A 25,694-nucleotide genomic window follows, 5' to 3' on the forward strand; every position below is an offset into this window, starting at 1 on the left:
CCCGGAGAAATCAGAAATGACCAGCAAAAATACTTTTAAATTGACTCGTCCAGTTGTGCGTAAAGATGGCGAGATTAGCGAAGTGGAGATCACCGGCGCAATCAGTCAGGCCGGATCCCTGCGCAGTCTGAACCTTATCCGGGTTGCCAATATGGATGCGGACTCCATCGCCACGCTGTTAACGCGAGTCACCGCGCCTGCGCTGACGCAAAAAGAAATCAACGAAATGCACATGCTGGACTTTATCGGGCTGGCAGAGAAGATGGTCCCTTTCTTGAATCCGCCGGAGCCTGGAGCGTCGAACGTGGCGGAGACGGAGAGCGAGTAATCACCGTTGCGTTTGACCAGATAGACGATCTGGTTGCTGATATTGCCGTTATTTTTAACTGGCCGCCCTCTGAAGTTTTCGGCATGGATCTTGGCGAGGTGATAGCCTGGCGCAAGCGGGCGGCGCTTCGAAGTGGTGCCAGTGATGAAGAGTCTTGATATACGCGTTGCTTTCAGCGCGATCGACAGATTTACCCGCCCCGTTAATGCTGCCCGCCAGAGTGCGGGCGGCCTATCCGACTCCCTCAGAAAAACACAATCCACCCTGAAAGGGCTCGATAAGAGCAGTGCCACTTTTCAGCGAATGACCGCGGCCGTCGGCAAAACCGACCGTTCCATCTCACGTGCCCGTGCCCGCTTTGATGGCTTGTCAGAAGCACAACGTAAAAACGGAACGCTGACGGAAAAACAGCAAATACTGATGTCCCGATTGGGTGAGCGGCTTGATCGGTTGACCGCAAAACGCGTGACGGAAGTGGCCCGCCTCCGTGAGAGTGCATCAGCCCTGCGCCAGCATGGCGTCATGCTTTCCGGTAGTAGCGCCACCATCGGTAACGCGATACGCCGCACAGAACAATACAACCAATCCCTTGAACGGGAAAAACGGCAACTTGCTGCGGTCACTCAAGCTCGTAAACGTTACGAGGGTGCACAGCAGATGGCCGGGAAGTTGCGCTCTGGCGGTGCCATAGCATTAGGTACAGCAACCGCTGCCGGGTACGGTGCCGGGCGCTTCCTGTCGCCTGCGGTTGGTTTTGATGAGGAAATGTCAAACGTCCAGGCGCTAACGCGGCTTGATAAGGGCGATTCACAGCTGGCCGCCTTGCGCACTCAGGCAAAAAAACTCGGTGCTGAAACCGCCTTCACCACACGTGACGCCGCCAGCGGCCAGGCCTTTCTGGCAATGGCGGGCTTCACGCCAGATGCTATCCGTGCCGCACTGCCCGGCGTGCTCAATATGGCACTAGCGGGCAGTATGGAACTGGGTGAAACGGCAGACATCGGCTCAAATATTCTTTCACAGTTCGCCCTCGACGCCGGGGAAATGGACCGCGTCAGCGATGTGCTGACAGGTACATTTACCCGTACCAACACCACGCTTAGCAGCCTCGGCGAGACAATGAAAGTTGTCGGGCCGGTAGCCGCGGGACTTGGGATAAGCCTGGAAGAAGCCGCAGCTATGACCGGCACGCTGGCGCGCGTGGGTATTCGCGGTAGCGAGGCCGGTACGGCAATGCGTCGCTCCCTCTCCCGCCTGGCCTCCCCCACTACGGCAGCCAAAAAGGCACTCAAAGAGCTGGGAGTGGAAACTGCCGACGCGAGCGGAAAGATGCGACGTCCGTTCGATATTCTTCTCGATCTACAAAAACGCGTTTCCCGCTTTGGCGAGGTGGATCAGGTTTCATTTTTCAAAGATATCGCCGGAGAAGAGGGTTTTACGAGCCTCCAGTCTTTGGTCAACGGCGCAGGTGATGGCTACCTCCAGTCACTCTATGAACAAATTGCTGAAGCACATAAAAATCAGGAGGCCTTCGCCGTCGCTAACAAGAAGAAAGACAACCTGGGCGGCGATTTGAAGGAGCTGGACAGCGCGTGGGAGGCGTTTCGCATTTCTGTGGCTGAGACAGTAGACGGCCCATTGCGCAGGCTGACACAGGGGCTTAGCCGGGTTATTGGCACTATTCAAACCTGGATAGAAGAAAACCCCAGACTTTCACGAACGTTGTTACTCGCCGGTGGTACTGCACTGGCATTAACCGCAGTATTTGGCGGTATGTCATTAGCTGCTGGTCTACTTTTAGGGCCGCTTGCAAAGCTCAGGCTGGGGTTTGCGCTGCTGTCCGGCGGGAGCGGCATCGGAGGTACGGTATCAGCGTTCCGCATATTGAGTGCTGTGGGCGGCAGTTCACTGGCAAAAATCAGCGGATGGCGTGCCTTACTCGGCGGTCTGGCTGGACGCGCCAGCGTATTAACCAGGTTGATGGTAACCCTGCGCGGCGCGTTACTTGGCGCCTTTTCCTCTCCGGGGACGGCGATAAGCGCCCTGTCAAAAGGCGTTGGCGGGCTGGCGCTGCGGCTAACCGGGCTCCCTGCTCTGCTCGGTATTGTGAAAGGTGGAATTACGACACTGGGCGGCGGATTATCAATGCTCTTGAGCCCAATCGGTTTAGTGGGTGCTGCGTTTGTAGCTGCTGGGGTACTGATCTGGAAATACTGGGGACCAATTAAGGCCTTCTTTAGCGGTTTTTTTACAGGCGTCATCCAGGGGTTAGCGCCTGTTTATAACGTATTTTCCCGGCTGGCGCCCGTTTTCGGGGTCATTGGGGATGGCGTCAAAAACGTCTGGAACTGGTTTAAAAGAGTATTAACGCCCGTTGAGGAGAGTCGCGAGGCGCTAAACAAGTGCGCCAGCGCCGGGCAGACCTTTGGCGAGGTCCTGGGGACCGCACTTAGCGTTCTGCTTTGGCCCCTTCAGAAGTTAATGGAAGGCGTCGGCTGGTTACTGGAGAAGCTCGATCTCATCCCCGATGGCATTGAAAGAGCCAGGCTGGAAGCGGCCAGACTCAGGTCTATTCCGGTTATGTGGGAATGGGATGAAAAATCCGGGCGCATGGTTAAAAGGGAGTGGCAATGGTCATCTGAAAAACCTGCAAGCAAAGGCAGCGCCCCGCCGCCCAATGTGCTCGGGGGCAACTCAGGAACAGAGCGGCGGCTGGGCCAAATCGCGGATAACACCAAAGGCCTTTTAGATGAGGAAAAGCGCAAACGTATCGGGCCGGGTGACATTGTATTTAAAAATCTCCCTCCAGCCCTTGCAGTACGTGGTGAATGGCAGGAGTCGAAGCTTGTCCGCCAGTCTGTCAGCTCTCGCCCGGTTATTGCCGCTGGCGAACCATTGATAAAACATACGCAGGCATGGCAACCGGTACGCCGAAATCAAAGCACCCACACGGCGGCTGCGGCTTCAGGTTATAGTTTTTCCGGTGATATTCATGTTCATCTGCATGACATTCAGAGCAGCAATCCGCGCGAACTGGCGCGACTTGTTGGCGAGGCTGTCCGCGCGGAAATTGATAAAAGGCAACGTGCTGCCCGGGGTTCGTTCCGGGACCATGATTAACAGGAGTTATAGCTATGATGATGGTGTTCGGACTTTTTGTATTTGAACTCAGGACACTGCCCTATCAGCAATTGCAGTTGTCCCGTAACTGGCGGCACGTTAAAAATGATCGTGTGGGCCGTAGTGCAAAATGGCAGTACGTTGGCGCAGGTGAGAACCAGCTGACGCTGGGTGGGTTGCTTTATCCTGAAATCACTGGTGGCAACCTGTCTTTGGGTGCCGTCTCGACAATGGCTTACACCGGGCTTGCCTGGCCGCTAATTGATGGCGTTGGCTCCATCTACGGAATGTATGTCATCACGGGCTTGCAGGAAACGCATCAGGAGTTCGATCGCTACGGCAAAGCGAAAAGAATTGAGTTCGCACTCTCACTGCAAAGGGTTGATGAGGATATCAGGGAGCGGCTGCAAAATATCTCTGTTAGTGAACTGATTGCAACGCTTAAAGAAGGGGCTAAAACTGGGTAAATTACAACCCTGAAGATACTCAGTGGTCTTACACGTTGAGGTACGACGCGATCATTAATGACTTGTATTAGCTCGGTTGTCATCTGATACATCTATGGCACAAAGCCAAACCTGATCTGACAGGCAGCTCTGTGCCAGAAGCGGACATAACCTACGCCCTACGCAATGTTACGTTAATACGCATGAGTCCGATCTCTAACACTGTGCAGGCATTCACAGGTGTTTTATGATGAAGATCATGTAGGTTTGATAAAAACGACGTTTTTGTAACCTCACTTACTGTTAATCTAACATCTAGTGCTTCTCTAATAAAATCTGACTTCGTAATGGATGAACTAAACTATGCGGATAAAAAAATTGAGATTGTTTAATGGATACAAACGCTTTCATGACTTGACCATAGATTTAGGCGAAAATCCCGCTAGGATTATCGCATTGGTAGGACCAAACGGGTGTGGGAAAAGCAGTGTTTTAGATGGTATTCTTTTCCACCATAATGCGTTCGGCGCATTGGGTAACAAAGGAAGTAAAAACTATCTTTATCACTCAATGCATAATGACCCTGCATTTGACTATCAAAGCATTTCGATTGAATTTACTAGTGGCACTTATTACAATGCAAGACAAAGTAGGAAGGGTAAAGAAAATACATTATTTTCCTTCCGGAGTCCTTACAGATACAATTCTAATTTAAACGTAACTGAAAGTAGAGCAGTTGGTGAGATATATTTAAATAATTATGGCGCATCTTCTTCTTCAGATCTTGATGATAAGATGGAAGAAAACTACCGCAGACTAAATATTAAGTTTATTAAATATATGAATGCTGAGGATTGTAAACCAAGTGAGGCCAAGGAAAAGATTATAGGGGATTTAAATAAGTCAATAAAAAACTGCTTGAATCTCGAAATTGACAATCTCGGAAATATAGAAAGTTCTCAGGGAACAATATATTTCAAAAAACCTGACCATCCCAAACCATTTTCATTCAATGTATTATCATCAGGAGAAAAAGAGGTCATAGACATTTTACTTGATTTATATTTAAGGCAAGATGAATATTGTGATACTGTTTATCTCTTAGATGAACCAGAGTTGCATATTAATACATCCATTCAGAAAAAACTCCTCATTGAAATAAATAGACTTATTGGCGAACAATGCCAAATATGGTTAACAACTCATAGCATCGGTTTTATGCGAGCCCTACAAGATGAGCTCAACGAAAAATGCCAAATAATATACTTTGATGAAAATCATAATCTTGCTGCTGAGACTAACGTTTTAACACCTACTACGAAAAGCTCTGTCATGTGGCGCAAGATTTTCGGTATTGCCTTAGACGATCTCACTCATCTACTAAGTCCCAGACGAATAGTGTACTGCGAAGGTCGTGATAGCCCAGGCACAGCAGGAAGAGAGCGCGGGTTAGATGCTCAAGTTTATAATGCCATTTTTAATGATAAATACCCTGACACATTATTCGTTTCAAGTGGCGGGAATACTGAACTAGATAAAAGAAGTGATATTGCCATAGCCATTTTATCTAAAGCTCTACCTAATTTAGAAGTATTGGTTCTGAAAGATAGAGATTCTGGATCAGGCCGTTGCATATCGTCTAAAGATAGAGAACTCTACCTCGAAACAAATCCTAAAAATCATCGCATGTTGATTCGCTGGGAAATAGAAAACTATCTTTTTAGCAAAGATGTGCTAGTTAGTTTTTGTAAAAAAAATGAACTTCCCTTCGACGAAGCTCAGTATGACAAAATTATTACAGACATTGAGAATCAAAGTGTAAAGGAGCTAAACAACCATATTAGAAATATTTGCGGCATAAAAACCAATATAAATCCCGAAGTTTTTAAATTGAAGCTATCCGAAAGTTTCCCTACTGACTCTGTTACATACAAAGAACTTGAGAGGTTAATTTTCTCACATAAAACAACCTAATACCTTAAGCCCTCCCCTAAGATAGGGAGATAATATATCTTACAGTTAAGATAAAATCCCCATAAAAGAATCATCAATGCTTTAGCATTGATGATTCCTCATACAAAATTAAAAAAACATTAATAAATAGACGACTTTAAAACCATTTTCATAACATTTCTCCATGTTTGACATGTCTTCTTTTCGCTATTAATTCAACGGTTCGAAACAGACTGTCAAATTTGAGCTAATTCAAGTACCCGATACTGGCAAACACGGTCGTTACTGACCGTAGTTTGTTATGCCGTTCGTTTCCACATGCAGAGAGTAACATATTCGTTAGTCACATCAACCGGCTCGTTTGCGGACTCGGTCAGGCCCTCCGCATCGATGTAAGTCCCATCAGTAAGGGCAAGCGGACCACTTTTCTGGTTGTCTGTACCATGTGTCGTGGTTGGATCCCATTTAGTCCCTGGAGACCGGTCGCCAAAGCGGTGCCAGTGCGGTGGGAGGTTGTTGGCTGCAATTTTGACTTTATTTCTGCCCCCGGTCATGCTGTGTTCGGAACCAATACGTACAACTCTGTCAGCAAAGGTATCGCTTGCGGGGGCTTGCCCCCCGTCACCTGCGCGCAACTATCCTTCCTTTTATCGTGCATGCTTAGAATCAGAGCTGCATACCTACTGTGGCGCAATACACGGAATATCGATATCAATAGATCATTTGCAATTTTGTGCAAATAAGTTCAATAACAACCACTAATTTTCACATTAAACTCACTAGGATGTTTCCCAGTCTCTTAGTAGAAGTATCTAAACCTTTTGTATAGCTGGGTTAGGAGAATTTAGTCAATTTGATTAGCGTTCGTTATGGATAATCCATATCAAATAAAAAATCATCATCGAAGTACAACGTGCACTAATGTTATAGAGAACATAGCTTTCCAATAAATGAGCACGCCACTCCAATCAAAATCATACTGTTACATTCAATTTATTGCTTTAAATCAAATATTCATAAAAACTTCATTGACAAAAGCAAAGATAGTCACATTCAAGACATCCATGAAACAACCAAAACTTATAATGAAATGTTATTGATAATTATTCATCGTATGTATATATAATAGATAAGAAACCATAAGTACATTTCATCAGAATCCAAGTCAAAGGATTGATGATAAAGCACTTATAGTTTAGGGCTCTGATATTCAAAATAAGGAGATTTTATGCAACGTGACATGGTTGATGTTACGGATGATAGGACTTTAACCCAAGGGACAATTTTTAATTGTGCTTACTCAGCCTCTTACCCTAACAATGAAACCTTAGGTCTTGTGATCACCGCAAGATGTGATATTGCAAATAAAGAAAAGGTTAAGTTTTATAATTTTATTCCAGCAGTTCCATTCAGCATCTGGAGAGATAAAGAATTACAACCAATAGTAAAAAAGCAAGTTTTTAAAAACTTAAAAAAACAATTTCTTGAGCTACTTGAAAAAGCATCTTTCTCAGAGCTCAATGTTACAACCTATGGTTATCACAGGATATACGCCATAATAAAAGAAAAGAATTTACTAAATAACAGGGAATTAATACGCCTAGAATCACTTCAAACTAAAATAAATTGCTTAGATGAAAACTCAGCATATGAAAAAATTATTATCCATTTTCGAGATGAATGTGAAAAGGCCCTCAAAGATATAATTGAAAATAAAAACCCTGACTATTTTTTTATTGATAATGTTGATGGTTACAATTCTGTTGTTGTCAACCTAAGAGAAATTTATGAATTGGACATCTCCATAGCAAAAAAAATACCAAATGGTATTGAACTAGATAATGGTGAAAATTATGCAGGCCTAAACATGAATGTAACAAATAAGCTTTGCAGTATTATAGGCCAACTCAAGTCACCATTTATTGAATTACTTATGCAGCGTTTTACTAATAATTTCGTTAGGGTTGGCGTTGCAAATCACCATAGTGAATTATTAACAACAATAATGGATGCCAAATAATGAACTTTATTGCTATAGAAAGTAATGCAGCGCGGAAAATAGTATCAGAAAGGATGCTTCAGTCTGCAGATTACGACAAGGGCCAAATTTTGGCACGCTTATTAAAAGATGGTAAAATATCCGACTTCAGTTTAGACATTAAAGCCTTGTCTATAAACTCCGGGATTTATATTTTAAGTAAAAACCCAAATAAGAAAAACCTGTTGATATTCGATACCACTACATTTAATGGTTTTCAAAGGAGTAGTAGTGAAGTCGTTACCATTCTTCAAAAATCGTGTAGATTAGCTATTAAACTATGGGATAAAATTGGTCATAGTCCCTGCGAAAAAATAATTAATGGTACATCATTAATTGCTCTTTTACCGCTCTCATTTACTACTGGAAAATCTTATAAAGTAATACTTGATAAATCTCCGGATAAGGAAAGGCAAGAAAAAAGGAATGAAAGTAGCTTCTTAATTTTTCAAGATGGGTATGATACAGCTGAGAACGAACCCAAGCTAGCTAATTTCCGAAAGGCAAAAGAAGGATTTTTGGATATAGACCCCCACACTTTATTTAAAAGTTCTGAAAACCAATCAGACCCATCAAGTTCTTATTTAAGTGTAAGCGAGATTCATGAAGCGGGGAATTTAAACAACCCTCATATGGGCTTAGATTACTGGACAAAAAACCTAACAGAAAGCCAAAAGAAATTTGTTTTCAGCGAAAGCTTTGGACCAGACATTCTTAAAGGAGCTGCAGGAACAGGAAAAACATTAAGCTTAATCCTGAGATCTGTTGTTCAACTCAAAAATGCAAAAAAAACGGACAACCAACTTCGAGCGATCTTCATAACTCACAGCATAGCGACTAAAAATAACATTGAAAATTTAATAGCGTCTAACGGTGGAGATGAGTTCATTAACTCTGGTAAATTACAGTCAATCGAAGTTACTACTCTACAAGAATGGTGCATAAATAATTTAGGTAATAGAATATCTGCAACTGAATATCTTGATAGTGATGCATTAGAGTCAAAACAGTTGCAACTACTTTACATAAATGAAGCACTAGAGGATTTTTTCATCAAGGATTATGCTGGTTCACTTAATTTCATTTCGCCTAAACTTAAGAAGTTCTTTGGCAGTAACGATCCCTGGGGCATATCTATATTACTCCAAGAGGAAATATCAACGTATATTAAAGGTCGTGCTGGTGATGATCTTAAGACCTATATGTCGCTTCCCAGAACCAAAAATATCATCCCAATAGAGAACGATGATGATTTTAAAACTATATTCTCGATTTACAATAAATATCAAGAAAAACTTATAGCATTAAACTTGTTTGATAGTGACGACATTACTCTGTCCGCGCTTAAAGAAACGTCAACTCCGATATGGAAAAGGCGTAGAATAACCGCTGGGTTTGATATTATGTATATTGATGAGACACATCTTTTTAATATTAATGAGCTAAGTTTATTCCATAATCTCCTCAAACCCAACTCTAATCATATTGTATTTACAATGGATCGAAGTCAAGCAACCGGAGATACGACTATAACCAAAGAAGATGTAGCCAAAGAACTTGATGCCAACTTAGCAAATGAGCATGGTTTAAGTGCTGTATTTCGTTCTTCTGAACATATCATAAATCTAGCAAGTTGTGTTTTAGCATCTGGGGCTACATTATTTCAGGAGTTAGAAAATCCTTTGGCAGAATCGATGACTGGCCATACATCCTTGATTGAGGATAAATGCTGTGTCCCATATATAATAACAAAACAAAATGCTTCTGAAGTTTACAGAGCATCTTTCTCTTTTGTTGATCATATTGCTCAAGAATTAGATATTTCAAAAAGTGATGTTTTAATAGTCCCATGTACAGATCAAGTCTTCAAGGAATTAAAAAATTTTGCTGAATCGAATGATAAGGAATATATATCAATTGAAAGGCGTGGTGATAATTTAGCTGTAGAAGCTGCAGCCACAAACAACCTTTATGTAATAGGAGGGATGGATTATATAGGTGGTTTGGAATTTTCAGTCGTAGTGATTGTTGGTGCTGATTCTGACAAATTCCCTGAACAATCGACTTATACTGGAGAATCTCTGCACTTCATTAATTACTCATCATTTAATAAATTATATGTAGCTATAACACGGGCTAAATATCAAATTGCTTTTATAGCTGAAAAGACTCAAAAAATAAGTCCATTACTCGAAACAGCTGTAACCGAGGGCTTATTGACTTACAATGATGAACTTTCAAACAGACTATAATTAACATATTTGCGCGTTATGTATTAAACATGATGCGCAAATTTATTTTGCTCTAATAATTAGAGTTAAGCCATGACTTATTAATATACATCACTTATAAATATATAGTAAAATTCATATTCTTTATGATTTTTAGCCTTCGTGAAAAGTTAGCCATGGCATTAATCTTTGTGATCTAATAAATTGATACACTCTTCATTATCGTGCTCTACAATCACTGCTATATGGCTGTTAAAGATTAGATGTTCTGTTGAGTCGCCCCCATCGGAGTTGCTGATATATAATAATTTCATTTTTTACTTTCAACTTCAGTCTTGGAATTTTTGCTAGCTGTTTTCTTCCAGCGCACGCCCAGTTCATACGCTGCTATGTATTCGGTTATTGGTCCTACTTTATTACCAGAATCATCAACTGTTGCCTGTCGCAGAATGCCACTGCTGATAGCGTAAACTTGTCCGACGTCCCGAATGCTAGCGTTGCTAGCATGCGATCTCACTATTTTATCGCTGGCGAAGAAACAGTAGGTGCGCAGTTTATCGCAAACAATTACTATTGTCTTTTCGTTTATTAAGCTTTCTAGCTCCGTATATCTCTTCTTTAGCAGCTGCAAGTCTGCGGGGCCTTTTTCCTCAAAAATTCAGCAGCCATAGCGTCATAATTTTCTGCCCACCGTTTCGCTACTAGTTGTAGCCGCTCATATCAGCGCAGATCCGCATCTTCCTATGCCATACTCATATCTTTACTATCGGTAACCTTTGCCCCCCACGACAGCACATAGGTATCATAATTCGACATGTGCAATTTTTATGCGGCACACTCATATATCTGACCTTTCACCAAAATCTTGCCTCAAACTGTCGCTGATCTCCTGCCTTTGCTGGCGTGAATATCGTATGAAATCGACGACAATCTGCGTAAGTTCTGTCTTTAGTTGTGGTGGTTTTTCGTCCGATTCGGCGCGACCCGTACAGTTATTGACAGAACTCCAAGGGGCCGCGTCGCGGCCTTCTAAGGTCAAATTCTCGACCGACGATAGCTTACGCTTCGGTACGATTTTGTAATCATTGGTACGAGTTTAAATGACCGATTCACTGATCGTAAACGGACAATAGACGCCGCTGATTTTGGCGACTGTGTCACCATAATCATTGCCGTTTTCGGTGTATTCGTAATTGAGGCGAACACACAAACAATCGCGAGTTACAAACGGGCCGCCCTGGGCGTTGACGTATCCCGGCCAATCAGGCGCATCAGCCGCATCAGCCGCAGCGCGGGCAGCTTCAAGTTCCGGGTGCAAGACAAGCTCACGACTTCCTAGGCGCCTTAGCTCGCGCCAGGTGGATACAGGCGCGCCTCCAATCTGCTGAAACGGGCGAATACTCCAGCGTGAAGCCCACGCCCGCACTCGCTTTGCCATCTCTTTAACGAGTTTGCCTGACTCGTGATCAAACTCGCCATCCATTCCATAGTCGTCGATATTTTTTGAGATGTACTTTGCGATGTATCCCGTTGCCGATCCAAACTCTTCATCAATTGGTTTGGCAGTAAAACGATACTGAGCCACGCCGGGTTCGCTTCCATCCACCTGGAGGGCGTACTCATGAAAAATTTCAGTGGCGAGCTCCACCTCTTCCGGGCGGAGAAATAACAGCAGGTGCCAGTGCGGCGTTCCGTCGTGATGTGGTTCGGCTACACGAAAACCAAATGTGCGGATGCCTTCCCTTCCCCATTTGGCGCGTACACGTGACCAGACGTTGCAAAGGTACTTTTGAGTTTTGCGTGGGCTGGCATTGCAGTATTTATCGTTGCGCATGCCGGAATGCACATGCGTGGCATGATAACGTGACGGTGCGGTCAACGTGTAGAACATGCCAACCACTCCCATCTTATTAGCCATATCCTCAAAACCGCGCATGCGGACCATCAATTCATGACGGGCGATCTTCGGGTTGGAAACGCTGCCCATGACTTTATCGAGCAAGGAGCTACGCTCGCCAGTGTCCTGGTCTTCCAACTCCATCGCCAGAAGGTATTCAAAGTTGGCTTTTTTTTGAGCTACCCACTCCCTGAGGCTGTGTGCAGAGACGCCCAGACGGTCAGATACTTCGGCAACGGAATAACCGCGTTCCGTTATCTGACGGACGGCTTCTTCCTTAAATTCGGGTGTAAATCGTGGTGTGCCCATACGCTCCTCCTATGCTCAAACTATAGGGCAGGATCGTCTACCGGGACGGGGTCAGTCCACGAGTTGTTTTCGGGTGAACATCCGATCAGGGGCAGGAAGAAGTTGAAAGAAGAAGTCCCCGAAACTGGCTATCTGACAGAGGACGAAATCAAGCACTTGCTCTTTAGACTGGATGGCGACAACAAGAAGATAGCCGTTCTCTGTTTAAGTACAGGTGCTCGTTGGGGTGAAGCGGCTCGACTCAAGGCAGAAAACATCATACAGAACCGTGTGACGTTCGTTAAAACCAAGAGTAACAAGCAGCGGACTGTTCCAGTATCAGCGGAAGTGGCAAAACTCATAGCAGATGGTAAGCGAGGATTGTTATTTGGTAAGGCGTCGTATTCTGACTTCAGGCAGATACTCAGGGAGGTAAAACCTGATCTTCCGACCGGCCAGGCGACGCATGCACTACGCCACAGTTTCGCGACGCACTTTATGATTAACGGAGGAAGCATCATTACGTTACAGAGGATCCTTGGGCATGCGCGAATTGAGCAAACTATGGCCTACGCTCATTTTGCGCCCGAATACCTCCAGGACGCAATCTCGCTTAACCCGCTGAGAGGTGGCGCTGATGCGGAAAATGTCCACATTATGTCCACACTTAGGTAGGTAAATATGGCTTTCAATAGTCTTGCGTGCCGCGCAACCCCGCATTGCACCGTTGAAAGCCGTAGTATCTGGGGTGGCTAACGCACCCGACGGGGCTTTTTTCCCACCCTCGATGCAGGTATTCTCCCGACAGATGTGTTAAATTTTGTGTATCTCTGTTAATTCTGCGCTAATTGTCGTTTCGCATAGCTTGCCGGTAGTTACGATTAGCGTTCGGGAGCCGTATTCCTCATGTCCGATTTTCTCCTCGCTCGCGTTTCACAAACGCTCGCCAATGAACACACCCTGGAAACATTGGTTCGACAGCTGCTTGAGATGCTGGAGCTTGTTACCCGAATGGAATCTACCTACCTGACTCGTATTGACTTCGAGGCGCAGCGCCAGCAGATTATGTACGCGCACAATAGCAGCGAAATGCAGATCCCTGAAGGTTTCTCCGTTCCCTGGAATGACTCCCTGTGTAAACGTGCGCTGGACGACCGCTGCATATTCAGCAACGATGTGGCCGAGCGCTGGCGTTCGTGTATCGCCGCCCAGGATTTGGGTATCGCAACCTTTTTCAGCATCCCCGTGCGCCTGACCGATGGCTCATTATTCGGCACGCTCTGCGCCACCAGCCGGGAAAGACAACCCTATAACATTGAGGGTGAGCAGGTGATGAATCTGTTTGCCAACCTCATTTCGCACTATGTTGAGAAAGAGACCCTGGTGCAGCAGCTTCGGGCAGCAAACGTCGCGCTGGAGATGCACTCGTACACCGATGAGCTCACCGGTTTGCCGAATCGCCGCTCGTTGTTCAAGCATCTTGCCGCACAGTTTGCGCAGGCCAGAGAACGCCAGCGCAGCGTACTGCTCATTTTTATCGATCTCGATGATTTCAAGGCAATCAACGACCGATTCGGTCACCCCTGCGGTGACAGCTTTCTGATTCAGGTTGGAGAACGCCTGTTGGCCCGCGCCCGCCGCGGCGATATTGTTGGCCGCCTGGGCGGCGATGAATTTTTGCTGGTTGGCCTATGTTCCGAAGCGGAGGAACAACAGGAGTATATTGCCGCTTTACGTAAAGAGCTAACGGGGATCTATTTCCTTGGCGCGCACCGAATTAACTATCCCGGCGCCAGCTTTGGCGTGATTGAAGCCGACCCACAGGCAATGGACGTTGAGCAAGCGCTACGAAGCGCCGACGACGCGATGTATCAGGATAAAAAGTCACGTCGCCAGGGAACATTTTTTCATATTGACTAATATACGGTGAAATCCCGTATCATATTAAGCACGATTCGCACCTACAGGGGCTCAATAATGAGACTGGGTATTCTATTTCCGGTGGCTATTTTTATCGTCGCCGTTGTTTTTCTGGGCTGGTTTTTTGTCGGCGGCTATGCGGCACCGGGCGGGGCGTAATGAAGAAAAGCACCATTATTATGCTTATTGTCGCAATTGTGGCCGTGGCGGGTACGCAGCTGGGCTGGTGGTAAAACCAGGAATATTCGCCCTTCAGACTGGCAAACATTGCGGAATTTTCTTATCTACTCAATAACTTAAAAGAATAGACTCACTTCATCAGCCGTTTGCGCTTGTCGCCGTTCGCGGACAGATTTAACTGGAGAAGTGAGAAATGAAAAAATCGATCGTGTTGCCGTTAGTGCTCGCGCTTTGCACGCTATTATCGGGATGTATCGTCGACAGAGGCTATCACCACGGGCACCGTCATCATCATCACGACGACAGAGGCTGGCGATAAAGCGCAAAACATCACAAGGCGAACTTCGGTTCGCCTTGTCGCATACGATTAGTCCCGGCGGTCGGAGCCCAAAAAAAGGAATCCCAGCGGAATGGAGAACAGCAGCGTAAACACGATGCTATAAACCGTCACCATCGCCCCTTGCAGGAAAAACATTGAAGTCGTCCACTCTGAGTACGGCATATTGTACTCGCTCACCACGCCGCCAAAGGTTGCACGTCCTACCACGATAAGCGCGATGGCAAATATCGCCGCTATCGACATAAAGAACTTCTTGCTGTTTTTATTGCTGGTGAGTTTCTGCAGAATCATCCGGGTTCCCTTTTTTCTGAGCGATAATCGGCTGTATATGTAACACCAATGCAATCAAAATTGAAGGGAATTTGTTACAAAGCACAGAGAGTCAGCGGCGGGCCGGTGGCATATACCGGCCCCAACGATTACGACTGTAGCGTTGCCAGACGAGCGGCAAAACCGACAAACACGAGGCCAATCAGGCTATTACCGATTTTCGCCAGTTTCTTTTTCGTTTTTACGTAGCGCGTGACGAAAGAGCCGGAGACGATAAGGAAGCTCATGTAAATAAAGCTAATTATCTCCAGGGTCAGCGCCAGAATAAAGAACGCCAGCCCGGGCGTTCTGGCATTGACGTCAATAAACTGCACGAAGAATGAGACATAAAAAAGAATCGCTTTCGGATTCGTCAGGCTGAGGGTCAGCGAACGCTTAAGAATCGCGCTCCCCGGCTCGGAATCAGAAGACGAATGCCCATCGCGCTGCGTCAACACCGCGTAGAGCATCTTCCCGCCCATCCACAGTAGATAAATCGCCCCCAGGTAGCGGACGATATTGAATAATACCGGCGTGGTCTTGATGAGGGTCGCGACCCCGGCAAACGCCAGAAACATCAGAATGGCATCACCGATAAACACGCCCGCTGCCGCCAGATAGCCTTTTTTCACGCCGTGAGCGACGCCCGTCTTGAGGACAAAAAAGGTATTGGGACCGGGCACCAGAATGATAAAGATAGCCCCAACCAGATAGGTCAGGTAATTCAGTACACCAAACTCAGCGAACACAACGCACTCCTTCGCTTACAACAAAAATATGATCCCGCGCACGTTAACGCAACCGGGACCATTTTGAAAGCGCCGCGAGTGCGGAGGGCTTAATAGAGCGAAGTTTCGCCCAGCGGACGGGTTTTAAAACGGCGATGAACCCACAGATATTGTTCAGGGGCGCGCAGGATCTCTTTCTCGATAATCTTGTTGATATAGCTCGCCGCATCCTGTTTATCTTCTCCAGGATAGTCGCGCATCACATCGCTGATATGCAGGCTATAACCTTTGCGGTCCGCTTTACGCACCATGCTGATCGTCAGCATTTTTGCGCCCGACAAACGAGAAAGCACGTAGGTGCCGTTAGTCGTCGCCGCTTGCTGGACCGAGAAGAACGGGGCAAATACGCTCCCCTTCGGGCCGTAGTCCTGATCCGGCGCGAACCACACCGCTTCGCCCGACTTTAACGCATGCACCAGTCCGGATAAATTTCGGCGGTCAATCATCGCCTTGTTCGAGCGCAGGCGGCCGCGCGTCTGCACCCACTCCATCAACGGACTGTTATGCGGACGGTAGGTTGCCATCATGGGGCGACACAGCCCCATCGTGCGGCCACCCAGTTCAAGAGACATAAAGTGGACGCCGACAACCATCACGCCTTTCCCTTCGCTCAGCGCATTGTTGAGGTTGACCATCCCCTCGACGTCAAACCATTTTTTCACTCGCTCATCGCTCCAGAACCACGCCATACCGGTTTCAATCAGCCCCATTCCCAGAGACATGAAATTTTGCTCGATCAGCTTTTCGCGCGCCGCTGGCGACATTGTGGGGAAGCAGAGTTCGAGATTACGTCTGGCGATATGCTCACGACGTTTAAGGAAGCGCCGGGAGGCGCGTCCCGCGCTGGTGCCGATAAGATGCAAAACGGGATAAGGAAGCTGGACAATCAGCCAGAGTACGCCCAGGCCAAACCAGGTACCCCAATTACGAGGGTGAAGAAGACTTTTATTAAAAGCGTAAGACATGTTTTTTCCTGTAAACATTAGAACATGAGGTAACGCTTAAGGAAAAAACGAGTCCCTTCATCTGTCATTAGGCGGTACGTGTAGCAGTTCAGACAATAATAATCCTGTTAAATTCACTGCGGCAAGTAAAAAAACACGCCAGCAGAAAAAAACACATTACCCGCACACCTGTAACAAAATGTAAAACAAAAAATGAATAAATCATTACAAATATCCGCCATAAGAATGATTAACACGCTAATCATTCATCGTAAGGCGGTCTGTTCTCGAAGCAGGAGAACGCTGCGCTCCCTGCAGGCAACGGCGGAGGCCGCGTCAGGACAGGGCTGCGCAGCAATGGTACCGGGACAATTTTGGTTTTCCGTTATCCCTTTAACCACGTCAGCGCTTACGCTACCCATTTATCTCTCTTAACGTTTTTTGATTTAACAGAAGAATATAAGAGAGCTTCCCGAAGCCAAAGTTGAAATAAGAATCACCTTATTTTACTTTCCTGACAATAATTAATAATTATCGACAATTATCCATTTCGTCACCCTTATTTCGGACTTTTTACCTGAATTGCTTTAACCGAGCAGCAGGCAATAAAGTTTAAATGCTTTTTATGACGTTGAAAAAAGCGCAGCATTGATAAAAATCTCGGACGATTCTCGCGCTTTAGCAAGCCATTGCAGACAATTTTTAGCGCCTGTATAAAACCTTCATCTTTCATTAACCCTCGCGGCGACATCAGCGACATCGGTCCATGATGAATGCTTACGGCATCAAAGCCGCTCCGTTGGAAAAGGGTCCGCCAGGCGGCAGCGCTCAGCGGGCTGACGTTGGATTTCACGACCCCCTGCAGCTGCCGCCGGGCGTCCTCTCCCAGCGTATCATGCGTATACATGATATCGTGCGTCAGCAAACGGCCACCGGGCTTGAGAACGCGAAAATATTCTGCCACCAGTTTTTCTTTGGCTTTATCCGCATACATGGTGAGCATCGCTTCATTTATCACCACATCAAACGTCTCGTCGGCAAATGGCAGCCGACCCGCATTCGCCTCCATCACTATCACCCGATGATCCACACCTTCGCGAACGATATTTTGCCGGGCTTTCGCCAGCGCGCCTTTATCCATATCGATGGCGTAAACGGTACAGTGAAAACGCTGCGCCAGCTCAATAGAGGTTGTCCCCATATTACAGGCCACCTCCAGGACTTTATTGTCGGCGCTAAACCCTGCCTGCTTAAATAGCCACTCAGTGGCCTCAATGCCGCCGGGACGTAAGCGGGTTTTCCCCAAACTTGCCAAAAAAGTATGTCCGGCTTTTTCGCTAGCGTTCATCTGACTCTCCTTACCTCATAAGATGCATTATAAATACAACATTAAAGTGAGAGAGGAAATAATGATAATGAATTTTATTTGCATTAAGGACGAGGTTAAAGAAAAGGTGCAATGAGGAATAAAATATATTCAATGTTTAACAATTACTTATCGTTACTAAAGTTCTGTATGGCCCGTATTGCTGGCGCGACTTATTGAAATGATAACCATTCTCATATTAGCATGTGCCGTATTGATCAACTCTCCTGAACCTGGCTATGCCCTCTTCTTCCGCCATCGCCTCTCCGCTAACGCTTGCCTCGCTCTATAGCGATCATCATGGTTGGCTGAAAAAATGGCTTACCTGTAAGCTGCAATCCGCTTATGACGCCGACGACGTAGCGCAGGATACCTTTGTCCGAATTATGGCCAACGAGTCGCTGCTGACGATTCGCGATCCAAAATCCTTTCTCTGCACGATTGCTAAACGGGTGATGATCGACCTGTTCCGCCGTAACGCCCTGGAGCGTGCATGGTTAGACATGCTTTCGCAGCTTCCCCCAGAGCTCTCTCCCTCACCGGAGCTACGGCAGAGCCAGCTCGAACTGTTACAGCAGATTGATGCCATGTTGGACGGGCTTAACGCAAAAGTCCGGGAAGCGTTTTTGCTCTCGCAGCTTGAAGGGCTGACCTATGCCGAAATCGCCAGCCGCCTGGCGGTTTCCGTAAGCTCGGTTAAGAAATATATCGCGAAAGCCACCGAGCACTGTCTACTGTTTCGACTGGAGAATGGCCTGTGAAACCGACGCTGAGCGAATCTCGTCGTCAGGCGCTGCGCTCCGCCTCGCACTGGTACGCGGTGCTCAGCGATGGATGCGTGAGTCCGCAGCAGGAGGCCCGCTGGCAGCAGTGGTATGAGCAAAACAAAGAAAATCAGTGGGCCTGGCAGCAGGTAGAAAACCTGCGACAGCAGATGGGGCAACTGCCGGGCGGCCTGGCCAGCCGTGCCCTTAACGATAGCCGACTGGCGCGTCGCCACGTACTGAAGGGTCTGATGCTTTTGCTGGTCATCGGAGGCAGCTGGCGGCTCTGGGATTCCGAACTGGCGGAGGGCCTGGGCGCCGACTACCGTACGGCGAAAGAAATACCTCGCCAGCAGCAGCTTGCCGACGGTTCGCTCCTAACGCTGAATAGCGAAAGTGCCGCCGACGTCCGTTTTGACAGACGACAGCGCATGGTTCATTTACGCTACGGCGAAATCGCCATCAGGACCGCTCACGACAGCCTGCAGCGTCCTTTCCGCGTGCAAACGCGGGAAGGCACGCTCACCGCGCTCGGTACCGAATTCACCGTCCGTCAGTTTGCCGGCGGCACCCGGCTGGCGGTACAGCAGCATGCCGTGGAGGTGGTTTTACCATCCGGCAGCGTCCAAATCGTCAACGCCGGGGAAAGCCTGTGGTTTACCCGCAATCGCTTCTTCGCCCTGGTTAAGTTCAACGACGGCGAGGATAGCTGGATCAGAGGCGTGCTGACCTTCCGCGACGCCCCGCTAAGCGAGGTGGTCGAAACCCTCGCCCGCTATCGCTCCGGGGTGTTGCGCTGCGATCCCGCGGTGGCCGAATTACGCCTGAGCGGCACCTTTCCGCTGGAGGATCCTGACGCCATTCTGAAGGTTATTGCGCAAACGCTGCCGATTTCATTACGGTTTGTCACTCGCTACTGGGTGACGCTCGTTCCAGCCTGAGAAGAAAAATCGAAAAAATTCTCATTATCTATTGTCCCTTTTCCCGGCTCGTTCGACTTATTAGATGAATATAACCATAAACGTTCGTGGAGAAGAGATGACGCCTTTACGCGTTTTACGCACACCGATGCCTCTGGTAATAGCAATCCGTTTAACGCTGCTGCCGCTAGCAGGGCTGGCTGCCGCGCCGATATACGCCGCCGCGCAGTATGACATCGCCGCCGGGGGATTAGACAACGCCCTGAACCAATATGCCGCCCGCAGCGGTATCACGCTTTCCGCCGACGCCAGCCTGACGCGCGGCAAGCATAGCCCGGGCCTGCACGGCAGCTTCGAAACCGAAGAGGGGTTACGCAGGCTGCTGAACGGCAGCGGATTACGGCTAAAGCCGCTGGGCAAGAATGCCTGGACCCTGGAGCCCGCTCCTGACAGTTCAGACTCCACCCTCACCGTCGTCGGGGACTGGCTTGGCGACGCGCGCGAGAATGATGTCTTTGAACACGCCGGCGCCCGCGACGTTATCCGTCGGGAGGATTTCGCCAAAACCGGAGCCGCCACGATACGCGAAGTGCTGAACCGGATCCCCGGCGTCAACGCGCCGGAAAATACCGGTACAGGCAGTCACGATCTGGCAATGAACTTTGGTATTCGTGGCCTCAACCCGCGGCTTGCCAGCCGTTCCACGGTGCTGATGGACGGTATCCCGGTTCCCTTTGCCCCCTACGGCCAGCCGCAGCTTTCGCTGGCGCCGGTCTCGGTCGGCAATATGGACGCCATCGATGTCGTGCGCGGCGGCGGCGCGGTGCGCTACGGGCCGCAGAGCGTCGGCGGCGTGGTGAACTTCGTCACCCGCGCAATCCCCGAGGATTTTGGCATTCAGGGCGGCATGGAAGGGCAGCTCAGCCCCACCTCTTCACAAAACAACCCGAAAGAGACGCATAACCTCGCGATCGGCGGCACGGCGGACAACGGTTTCGGCTCCGCCCTGCTTTACTCAGGCACCCGGGGCAGCGACTGGCGCGAACACAGCGCCACGCGGATTGATGATGTGATGCTGAAAAGCAAATACGCGCCTAACGAAGTCCATACCTTTAACAGCCTGCTGCAATACTATGACGGAGAAGCCGATATGCCCGGCGGCCTCTCCCGCGCCGACTACAACGCCGACCGCTGGCAGTCCACGCGTCCTTATGACCGTTTTTGGGGGCGCCGCCAGCTCGCCAGCCTCGGCTACCAGTACCAGCCGGATGCGCAGCAAAAATTTAATATTCAGGGGTTCTATACCCATACCCTGCGCAGCGGCTACCTGGAACAGGGTAAGCGCATTACCCTCTCCCCGCGCGAATATTGGGTCCGCGGCATCGAACCGCGCTACAGCCAAAGCTTTATGATCGGCCCATCCGCCCACGAGGTCGGCGTCGGCTATCGCTACGTCAACGAATCGACCCACGAGATGCGTTACTACACCGCAACCACCAGCGGCGAGCTGCCCAGCACCGCCAGCCCCTACGATCGCGATACCCGTTCCGGTACCGAAGCCCACGCCTGGTATATCGACGATCGCATGGATATTGGCAACTGGACGATTACGCCAGGAATGCGCTTTGAGCACATTGAGTCTTATCAGGACAATAATCTGCTGGGCACCCGCGAACGGGTCAGCTATAACGCTCCGCTCCCGGCGCTGAATGTTCTTTATCACCTCACCGACAGCTGGAATCTTTATGCCAACACAGAAGGCTCATTCGGCACCGTACAGTACAGCCAGATTGGCAAGGCTGTACAAAGCGGCAATGTGGAACCAGAAAAAGCGCGTACCTGGGAAGTCGGCACCCGCTACGACGACGGCGCGCTGACCGCCGAAATGGGGCTGTTCCTGATTAACTTCAACAATCAGTACGATTCCAACCAGACCAATGACACGGTTACCGCCCGCGGTAAAACGCGTCATAGCGGCCTGGAAGCGCAAACCCGTTACGCCCTCGGCGAACTCTCACCCGCGCTTGATAATCTCTCGGTCTACGCCAGCTATGCGTACGTTAATGCTGAAATCCGCGAGAAAGGCGACACCTACGGTAACCAGGTTCCTTTCTCGCCGAAGCACAAAGGCACCCTTGGCGTCGATTACAGCCCCGGCAGCTGGACGTTTAACCTTAACGGCGACTTCCAGTCCAGCCAGTTTGCCGATAACGCCAATACCGTTGCCGAAAGCGCCGATGGCAGCACCGGTCGTATTCCCGGCTATATGCTGTGGGGCGCCCGCGTGGCCTATGACTTTGGTCCACAAATGGCCAATCTCAACCTCGCGCTGGGGGTGAAAAACATCTTCGACCATGCGTATTACACCCGCTCATACGACGATAACAACAAAGGGCTTTACGTCGGTCAGCCGCGCACGCTGTACCTGCAAGGATCAATGAAGTTCTGATTGATCGAGCGTTGCCGGACAGCGCTATTCGCGCCCTGTCCGGCAAGCTGGAGGAAAATCATGTTTAGCCTTGTTCGTCAGTGCATTTTAGCCCGCTGTTTGCCGCCACCGTACAAGATGAGCGCGGTCGCTTTACGCTTGATAAAACGCCGCAGCGCATCGTGGTGCTTGAACTCTCCTTTGTTGACGCGCTGGCGGCGGTCGACGTTAGCCCAACAGGCATGGCCGATGACAACGATCCGTCGCGTATTCTGGCGGACGTACGCGCACGTCTGAAGCCCTGGCAGTCGGTGGGCACCCGTGCCCAGCCCTCGCTCGAGGCCATCCGCGCGCTGCATCCCGATCCGATCGTCGCCGATAGCAGTCGCCATGCCGGAATCTACGCCGCCGAGCGTATTGCCAGCGACATGGTTAAAATCGTCCATCACCGGGCGGTAGATATCACGCCATGAAACCGTTCCGGCACGCTTTTTTTATCTGGGGATGGCCGCTGCTGGCACAGGATAACCCGCTGGTGCTACTTGATGAACCAACAACCTGGCTGGATATTAATCATCAGGTGGAGCTGATGAAGCTGATGCGCGAGCTACAGACGATGGGCAAAACCGTGTTCACCGTACTGCACGATCTGAATCAGGCCAGCCGCTACTGCGACCATCTGGTGGTGCTTGAAGGGGGACAGGTGCAGGCTCAGGGCCTGGCGGAAACGGTACTGACGCCGGAGATGCTGCGGGAGATTTTTCACCTGGAAGCGGAGATTCACCCGGAGCCGGTGTCCCAGCGCCCAATGTGCGTGGTGAAATAACCCGGGTAAGGCGTACTGCGCCCTACCCGACGTTAATCAGTAAGTGTGGAAATATTGCTGAATCACCTGCGGATTTTTCGTTTGCGTCAGCGCGGTCATCAGCAAAATGCGCGCTTTTGCCGGATTGAGAGAATCGGCCACCAGTCCCGGCTGGCCGCCATCTACCGGCACAACGCCGCTGCCGGTACGCGAGGCGCGAACCACCACGATGCCGGCTTTTTCCGCTTTTTCAATTCCTGCCGCACTGCGTACGGAGACCGACCCCGCGCCGGTACCTGCGTAAATAATCCCGTCAGCATGGTGAGCGATCGCCGCGTCATACATATATTCAGGGTCATCCTGGTAGCCATAAATAATGACCACTTTCGGCAGCGCATTCAGGTTACGGACGTCGAAAACCGAACGCACGGTGTGAATTTTGTCCACGCGGGTTTCGAACTGCGGCTTACCGCTGACGATCACGCCGAGGTAGCCCTCTTCCGGCGCCCGGAAGGTATCCAGCGTCGTGGCGTTGGTTTTAGTGACAAAACGCGCTGCCCCGATGCGATCGTTAAGGACCACCATCACCCCACGGCCTTTCGCTTCCGGGTCAGCCGCCACGGTCACCGCTTCCAGCAGATTCATCGGGCCGTCGGCGCTGATGGCCGTTGCCGGGCGCATTGCCGCCGTGAAGACCACCGGCTTATTGCTTTTTACCGTCAGGTTGAGGAAATAAGGCGTCTCGTCGAGGGTATCGGTACCGTGGGTAATGACTACGCCGTCGACATCCTCGCGGGCCAGCAGTTCATTGACGCGTTTGGCCAGCTTGAGAATAATATCGCTGGTCATATTTTCGCTACCGATATTGGCAACCTGCTCACCGTCAACGCGGGCGACTTTACTCATTTCAGGTACGGCGTTAATCAGCGTCTGTACGCCAATCGCACCGGCTTTATACCCGGTTGTCTGGGTGTTGCTGGCCGCCGAACCGGCAATGGTTCCTCCGGTTGCCAGGATCACAATATGCGGCAGACGCGTGTCGCTGAACGCGAAAGCACTTATCGACAGTAACGCAATGGTCAGTAATGCTCTAAAATTCATAATTACCTATCCCCAAATAGATTTTAATCAAATTCGCCCGGTGATAATGCAAAGGGCTTGCCAGGATTTAATGTATTTTGCCGGTCAAAAGTGGTTAACTATCGGACAAAAAAGGATTTTTATTTCGCCCGGAGCGCGACATTGGTGCACAGATGCGCTAAAAACGGGCATCATAAAATGCAAAATCAGAAACAACTCATGCAATCTGTTCTGTCTTGATGGCATCGCGAGTAACCAAATAAGCCATAACAACGCGGGTAATCCGAGAGAGAAAAACGATGCGTATCGCCTTAAAATCAGCATTGATGCTAACAACCCGCGTCATACAAATCATTAATCCTGAACTGCAGCTGCATATGCAGCGAACGGCGCTGATCGCACTGGAGCTGGCGCAGGCATCAGGGCTTTCGCGCCCGCAGCAGCAAACGGTCTTTTGCGCCGCGCTGCTGCACGATATTGGCGTTCTGGGTGACAAAAGGGCCTTCTCCTCGCTGAACGCTATCGATAATCTCAATGACCCCCATCAGCATCGGGGAGCAGAAATGCTGGCCGGATTAACCACCCTGGCCCCAATCCTGCCGATTATTCGCGATCATCATTTTAGCCCACACCACAGGGGCAGCCTCGAACAGCATATCGTCTATTTTGCCGATGTTTTTGAGCGCCTGCTGGCCGGTGATAAAGGCGGTTCGGCTTATCAACCCGATATTATTATTACGCAATTTCGTACGCTCTATCAGGCGATCGACCCGTCGCTGTGTCAGACCTTGTGCCAGCTCGCACAAAAAGAGCATTTCTGGCTGCATCTTAATCCAGGACATATTCAGCGAATGCTGGAAATTATCGGCCCAATTAACGATGTCTATATAGGTATTGAAGGCCTGAAAGATATCTGCCTGTTAATCGCCAACATTGTCGATACCTACAGTAGCTTTACCGCCAGCCATAGTCTGAAGGTTGGACAAATTTCGCGCGCCCTTGCCACCTGGATGAATCAGCCGGAGCTGGAGTGCCGGAAGATTGAAATTGCCGGCTATTTGCACGATATCGGTAAAGTCTACATACCGCTGGCTATCCTCGAGAAACAGGGCGAGCTCAATGACGAAGAGCTGCTGCAGGTGAGGGAACACAGCTATATGACCGGCGAAATTCTTAGCGCATTTAGCGAACTCGGCGATATCGTGAACTGGGCGGCCAATCATCACGAAAAACTGGATGGCAGCGGTTATCCTCTGCATCTGAGTGGCGATTACCTGCAGCTGGCAGATCGCATCATCGCCATCGCGGATATTTTCACCGCCCTTACCGAAGACCGCCCTTATCGCCCCGGCATGAGCCGTCAGCAAGCGTTACGGCTGATTGAGTGTGATGTGACAAACGGCGCGCTGGATAAAGACGTTTACCGCGTTTTACATCAGCATGCCGAAGCGCTGCACGCTATTATTACTCACACGCTTCCCTCTTAATTTGCCGGCTCTCTGCTGGTGAAGCCGGAGCGCAGCGACAAAAAATATAATTAATTCATCTG

The 25,694-nt window shown here is 49.0% G+C and carries 20 protein-coding genes and 5 pseudogenes; 18 read left to right on the plus strand and 7 right to left on the minus strand.

All coding sequences use genetic code 11. From position 1 onward, the window contains the following. The first annotated feature begins 16 nt into the window (after window positions 1–16). From K2184_RS16945 to K2184_RS16975, 7 genes are all read left to right on the plus strand, one after another. The gene (locus K2184_RS16945) at window positions 17–328 is read left to right on the plus strand and encodes a phage tail assembly protein (RefSeq protein WP_163525093.1); all 312 of its coding nucleotides are present in this window, start codon (window positions 17–19) and stop codon (window positions 326–328) included. Then, complete coding sequence (locus tag K2184_RS16950; RefSeq protein ID WP_032440702.1) at window positions 328–486, plus strand: GpE family phage tail protein; 159 nt, start codon at window positions 328–330, stop codon at window positions 484–486. The genes K2184_RS16945 and K2184_RS16950 overlap by 1 nt, the downstream gene beginning before the upstream one ends. Beyond that, window positions 473–3,448, plus strand: a complete 2,976-nt coding sequence (locus tag K2184_RS16955; RefSeq protein WP_163525095.1) for a phage tail tape measure protein — start codon at window positions 473–475, stop codon at window positions 3,446–3,448. The genes K2184_RS16950 and K2184_RS16955 overlap by 14 nt, the downstream gene beginning before the upstream one ends. Window positions 3,449–3,462: 14 nt before the next feature. After that, window positions 3,463–3,915: a phage tail protein gene (locus K2184_RS16960; RefSeq protein ID WP_163525097.1), complete on the plus strand. Its 453-nt coding sequence runs from the start codon at window positions 3,463–3,465 to the stop codon at window positions 3,913–3,915. Between the two features lie 342 nt (window positions 3,916–4,257). Beyond that, complete coding sequence (locus K2184_RS16965; RefSeq protein ID WP_163525099.1) at window positions 4,258–5,868, plus strand: AAA family ATPase; 1,611 nt, start codon at window positions 4,258–4,260, stop codon at window positions 5,866–5,868. Between the two features lie 1,207 nt (window positions 5,869–7,075). Further along, the gene (locus tag K2184_RS16970; RefSeq protein WP_163525101.1) at window positions 7,076–7,867 is read left to right on the plus strand and encodes a hypothetical protein; all 792 of its coding nucleotides are present in this window, start codon (window positions 7,076–7,078) and stop codon (window positions 7,865–7,867) included. After that, window positions 7,867–10,137 (plus strand): UvrD-helicase domain-containing protein, encoded by a 2,271-nt coding sequence (locus K2184_RS16975; RefSeq protein ID WP_163525103.1) that lies wholly within the window; start codon window positions 7,867–7,869, stop codon window positions 10,135–10,137. Before K2184_RS16970 ends, K2184_RS16975 begins: the two co-directional genes overlap by 1 nt. A 289-nt stretch (window positions 10,138–10,426) precedes the next feature. Here K2184_RS16975 and K2184_RS16980 read toward each other — a convergent pair. Both K2184_RS16980 and K2184_RS16985 read right to left on the minus strand, forming a co-directional pair. Further along, window positions 10,427–12,205, minus strand: a pseudogene (locus tag K2184_RS16980) (replication endonuclease); the annotation flags it as partial. Then, window positions 12,194–12,322, minus strand: a pseudogene (locus K2184_RS16985) (transposase); the annotation flags it as partial. The pseudogenes K2184_RS16980 and K2184_RS16985, both read right to left, overlap by 12 nt. Before the next feature lie 60 nt (window positions 12,323–12,382). Here K2184_RS16985 and K2184_RS16990 point away from each other — a divergent pair. From K2184_RS16990 to K2184_RS17010, 5 genes and pseudogenes are all read left to right on the plus strand, one after another. Beyond that, window positions 12,383–12,976: pseudogene (locus tag K2184_RS16990) on the plus strand (tyrosine-type recombinase/integrase); the annotation flags it as partial. Window positions 12,977–13,207: 231 nt separating this feature from the next. Then, complete coding sequence (locus K2184_RS16995) at window positions 13,208–14,221, plus strand: sensor domain-containing diguanylate cyclase (protein ID WP_004101236.1); 1,014 nt, start codon at window positions 13,208–13,210, stop codon at window positions 14,219–14,221. 57 nt (window positions 14,222–14,278) lie between these two features. Next, on the plus strand, window positions 14,279–14,380 hold the full coding sequence (locus K2184_RS17000; protein ID WP_004101234.1) for a YoaK family small membrane protein: 102 nt from the start codon (window positions 14,279–14,281) through the stop codon (window positions 14,378–14,380). Further along, entirely contained in the window at window positions 14,380–14,454 is a 75-nt protein-coding gene (gene yoaJ / locus K2184_RS17005) for a protein YoaJ (RefSeq protein WP_100248259.1), read from the plus strand. Before K2184_RS17000 ends, yoaJ begins: the two co-directional genes overlap by 1 nt. Before the next feature lie 140 nt (window positions 14,455–14,594). After that, window positions 14,595–14,720 carry a hypothetical protein gene (locus K2184_RS17010; protein WP_085955747.1) on the plus strand — a complete coding sequence of 42 codons (126 nt, stop codon included), beginning with the start codon at window positions 14,595–14,597 and terminating at the stop codon, window positions 14,718–14,720. 48 nt (window positions 14,721–14,768) lie between these two features. Here the strand turns inward: K2184_RS17010 and K2184_RS17015 are convergent, their stop codons facing one another. The 4 genes from K2184_RS17015 to K2184_RS17030 all read right to left on the minus strand — a co-directional run bounded on the left by K2184_RS17015 (window position 14,769) and on the right by K2184_RS17030 (window position 18,130). Next, complete coding sequence (locus K2184_RS17015; RefSeq protein WP_004101230.1) at window positions 14,769–15,032, minus strand: DUF2534 family protein; 264 nt, start codon at window positions 15,030–15,032, stop codon at window positions 14,769–14,771. 128 nt (window positions 15,033–15,160) lie between these two features. Continuing rightward, window positions 15,161–15,799 carry a leucine efflux protein LeuE gene (leuE, locus tag K2184_RS17020; RefSeq protein ID WP_004101229.1) on the minus strand — a complete coding sequence of 213 codons (639 nt, stop codon included), beginning with the start codon at window positions 15,797–15,799 and terminating at the stop codon, window positions 15,161–15,163. An 89-nt stretch (window positions 15,800–15,888) separates the two neighbouring features. After that, window positions 15,889–16,803: a kdo(2)-lipid IV(A) palmitoleoyltransferase gene (lpxP, locus tag K2184_RS17025; RefSeq protein WP_004101221.1), complete on the minus strand. Its 915-nt coding sequence runs from the start codon at window positions 16,801–16,803 to the stop codon at window positions 15,889–15,891. A 538-nt stretch (window positions 16,804–17,341) separates the two neighbouring features. Next, a complete protein-coding gene (locus K2184_RS17030; RefSeq protein ID WP_023320730.1) occupies window positions 17,342–18,130 on the minus strand; it encodes a class I SAM-dependent methyltransferase in 789 nt (262 codons plus the stop codon). Window positions 18,131–18,387: 257 nt separating this feature from the next. Here K2184_RS17030 and fecI point away from each other — a divergent pair, with 257 nt between their 5' ends. The 5 genes and pseudogenes from fecI to K2184_RS17055 form a co-directional block, all read left to right on the plus strand. Further along, a complete protein-coding gene (gene fecI / locus K2184_RS17035; protein WP_004101219.1) occupies window positions 18,388–18,909 on the plus strand; it encodes a ferric citrate uptake sigma factor FecI in 522 nt (173 codons plus the stop codon). Continuing rightward, window positions 18,906–19,853: a ferric citrate uptake sigma factor regulator FecR gene (fecR, locus tag K2184_RS17040; protein WP_004101218.1), complete on the plus strand. Its 948-nt coding sequence runs from the start codon at window positions 18,906–18,908 to the stop codon at window positions 19,851–19,853. Before fecI ends, fecR begins: the two co-directional genes overlap by 4 nt. Window positions 19,854–19,950: 97 nt before the next feature. Further along, entirely contained in the window at window positions 19,951–22,281 is a 2,331-nt protein-coding gene (gene fecA / locus K2184_RS17045; protein ID WP_032728079.1) for a TonB-dependent Fe(3+) dicitrate receptor FecA, read from the plus strand. Window positions 22,282–22,361: 80 nt separating this feature from the next. Beyond that, a pseudogene (gene fecB, locus K2184_RS17050) lies at window positions 22,362–22,670 on the plus strand (Fe(3+)-dicitrate ABC transporter substrate-binding protein FecB); the annotation flags it as partial. A 101-nt stretch (window positions 22,671–22,771) separates the two neighbouring features. Then, window positions 22,772–23,086, plus strand: a pseudogene (locus tag K2184_RS17055) (ferric citrate ABC transporter ATP-binding protein FecE); the annotation flags it as partial. Between the two features lie 36 nt (window positions 23,087–23,122). Here the strand turns inward: K2184_RS17055 and fraE are convergent. Next, window positions 23,123–24,166 (minus strand): fructose-asparagine asparaginase, encoded by a 1,044-nt coding sequence (gene fraE / locus K2184_RS17060; RefSeq protein WP_004101212.1) that lies wholly within the window; start codon window positions 24,164–24,166, stop codon window positions 23,123–23,125. Between the two features lie 278 nt (window positions 24,167–24,444). Between fraE and K2184_RS17065 the strand changes: the two genes are divergently transcribed. After that, entirely contained in the window at window positions 24,445–25,632 is a 1,188-nt protein-coding gene (locus K2184_RS17065) for an HD domain-containing phosphohydrolase (RefSeq protein ID WP_163525105.1), read from the plus strand. The last annotated feature ends 62 nt before the right edge of the window (window positions 25,633–25,694 follow it).

The organism is Klebsiella sp. K5-306 (assembly GCF_051835185.1).
Lineage (GTDB): Bacteria > Pseudomonadota > Gammaproteobacteria > Enterobacterales > Enterobacteriaceae > Klebsiella > Klebsiella oxytoca.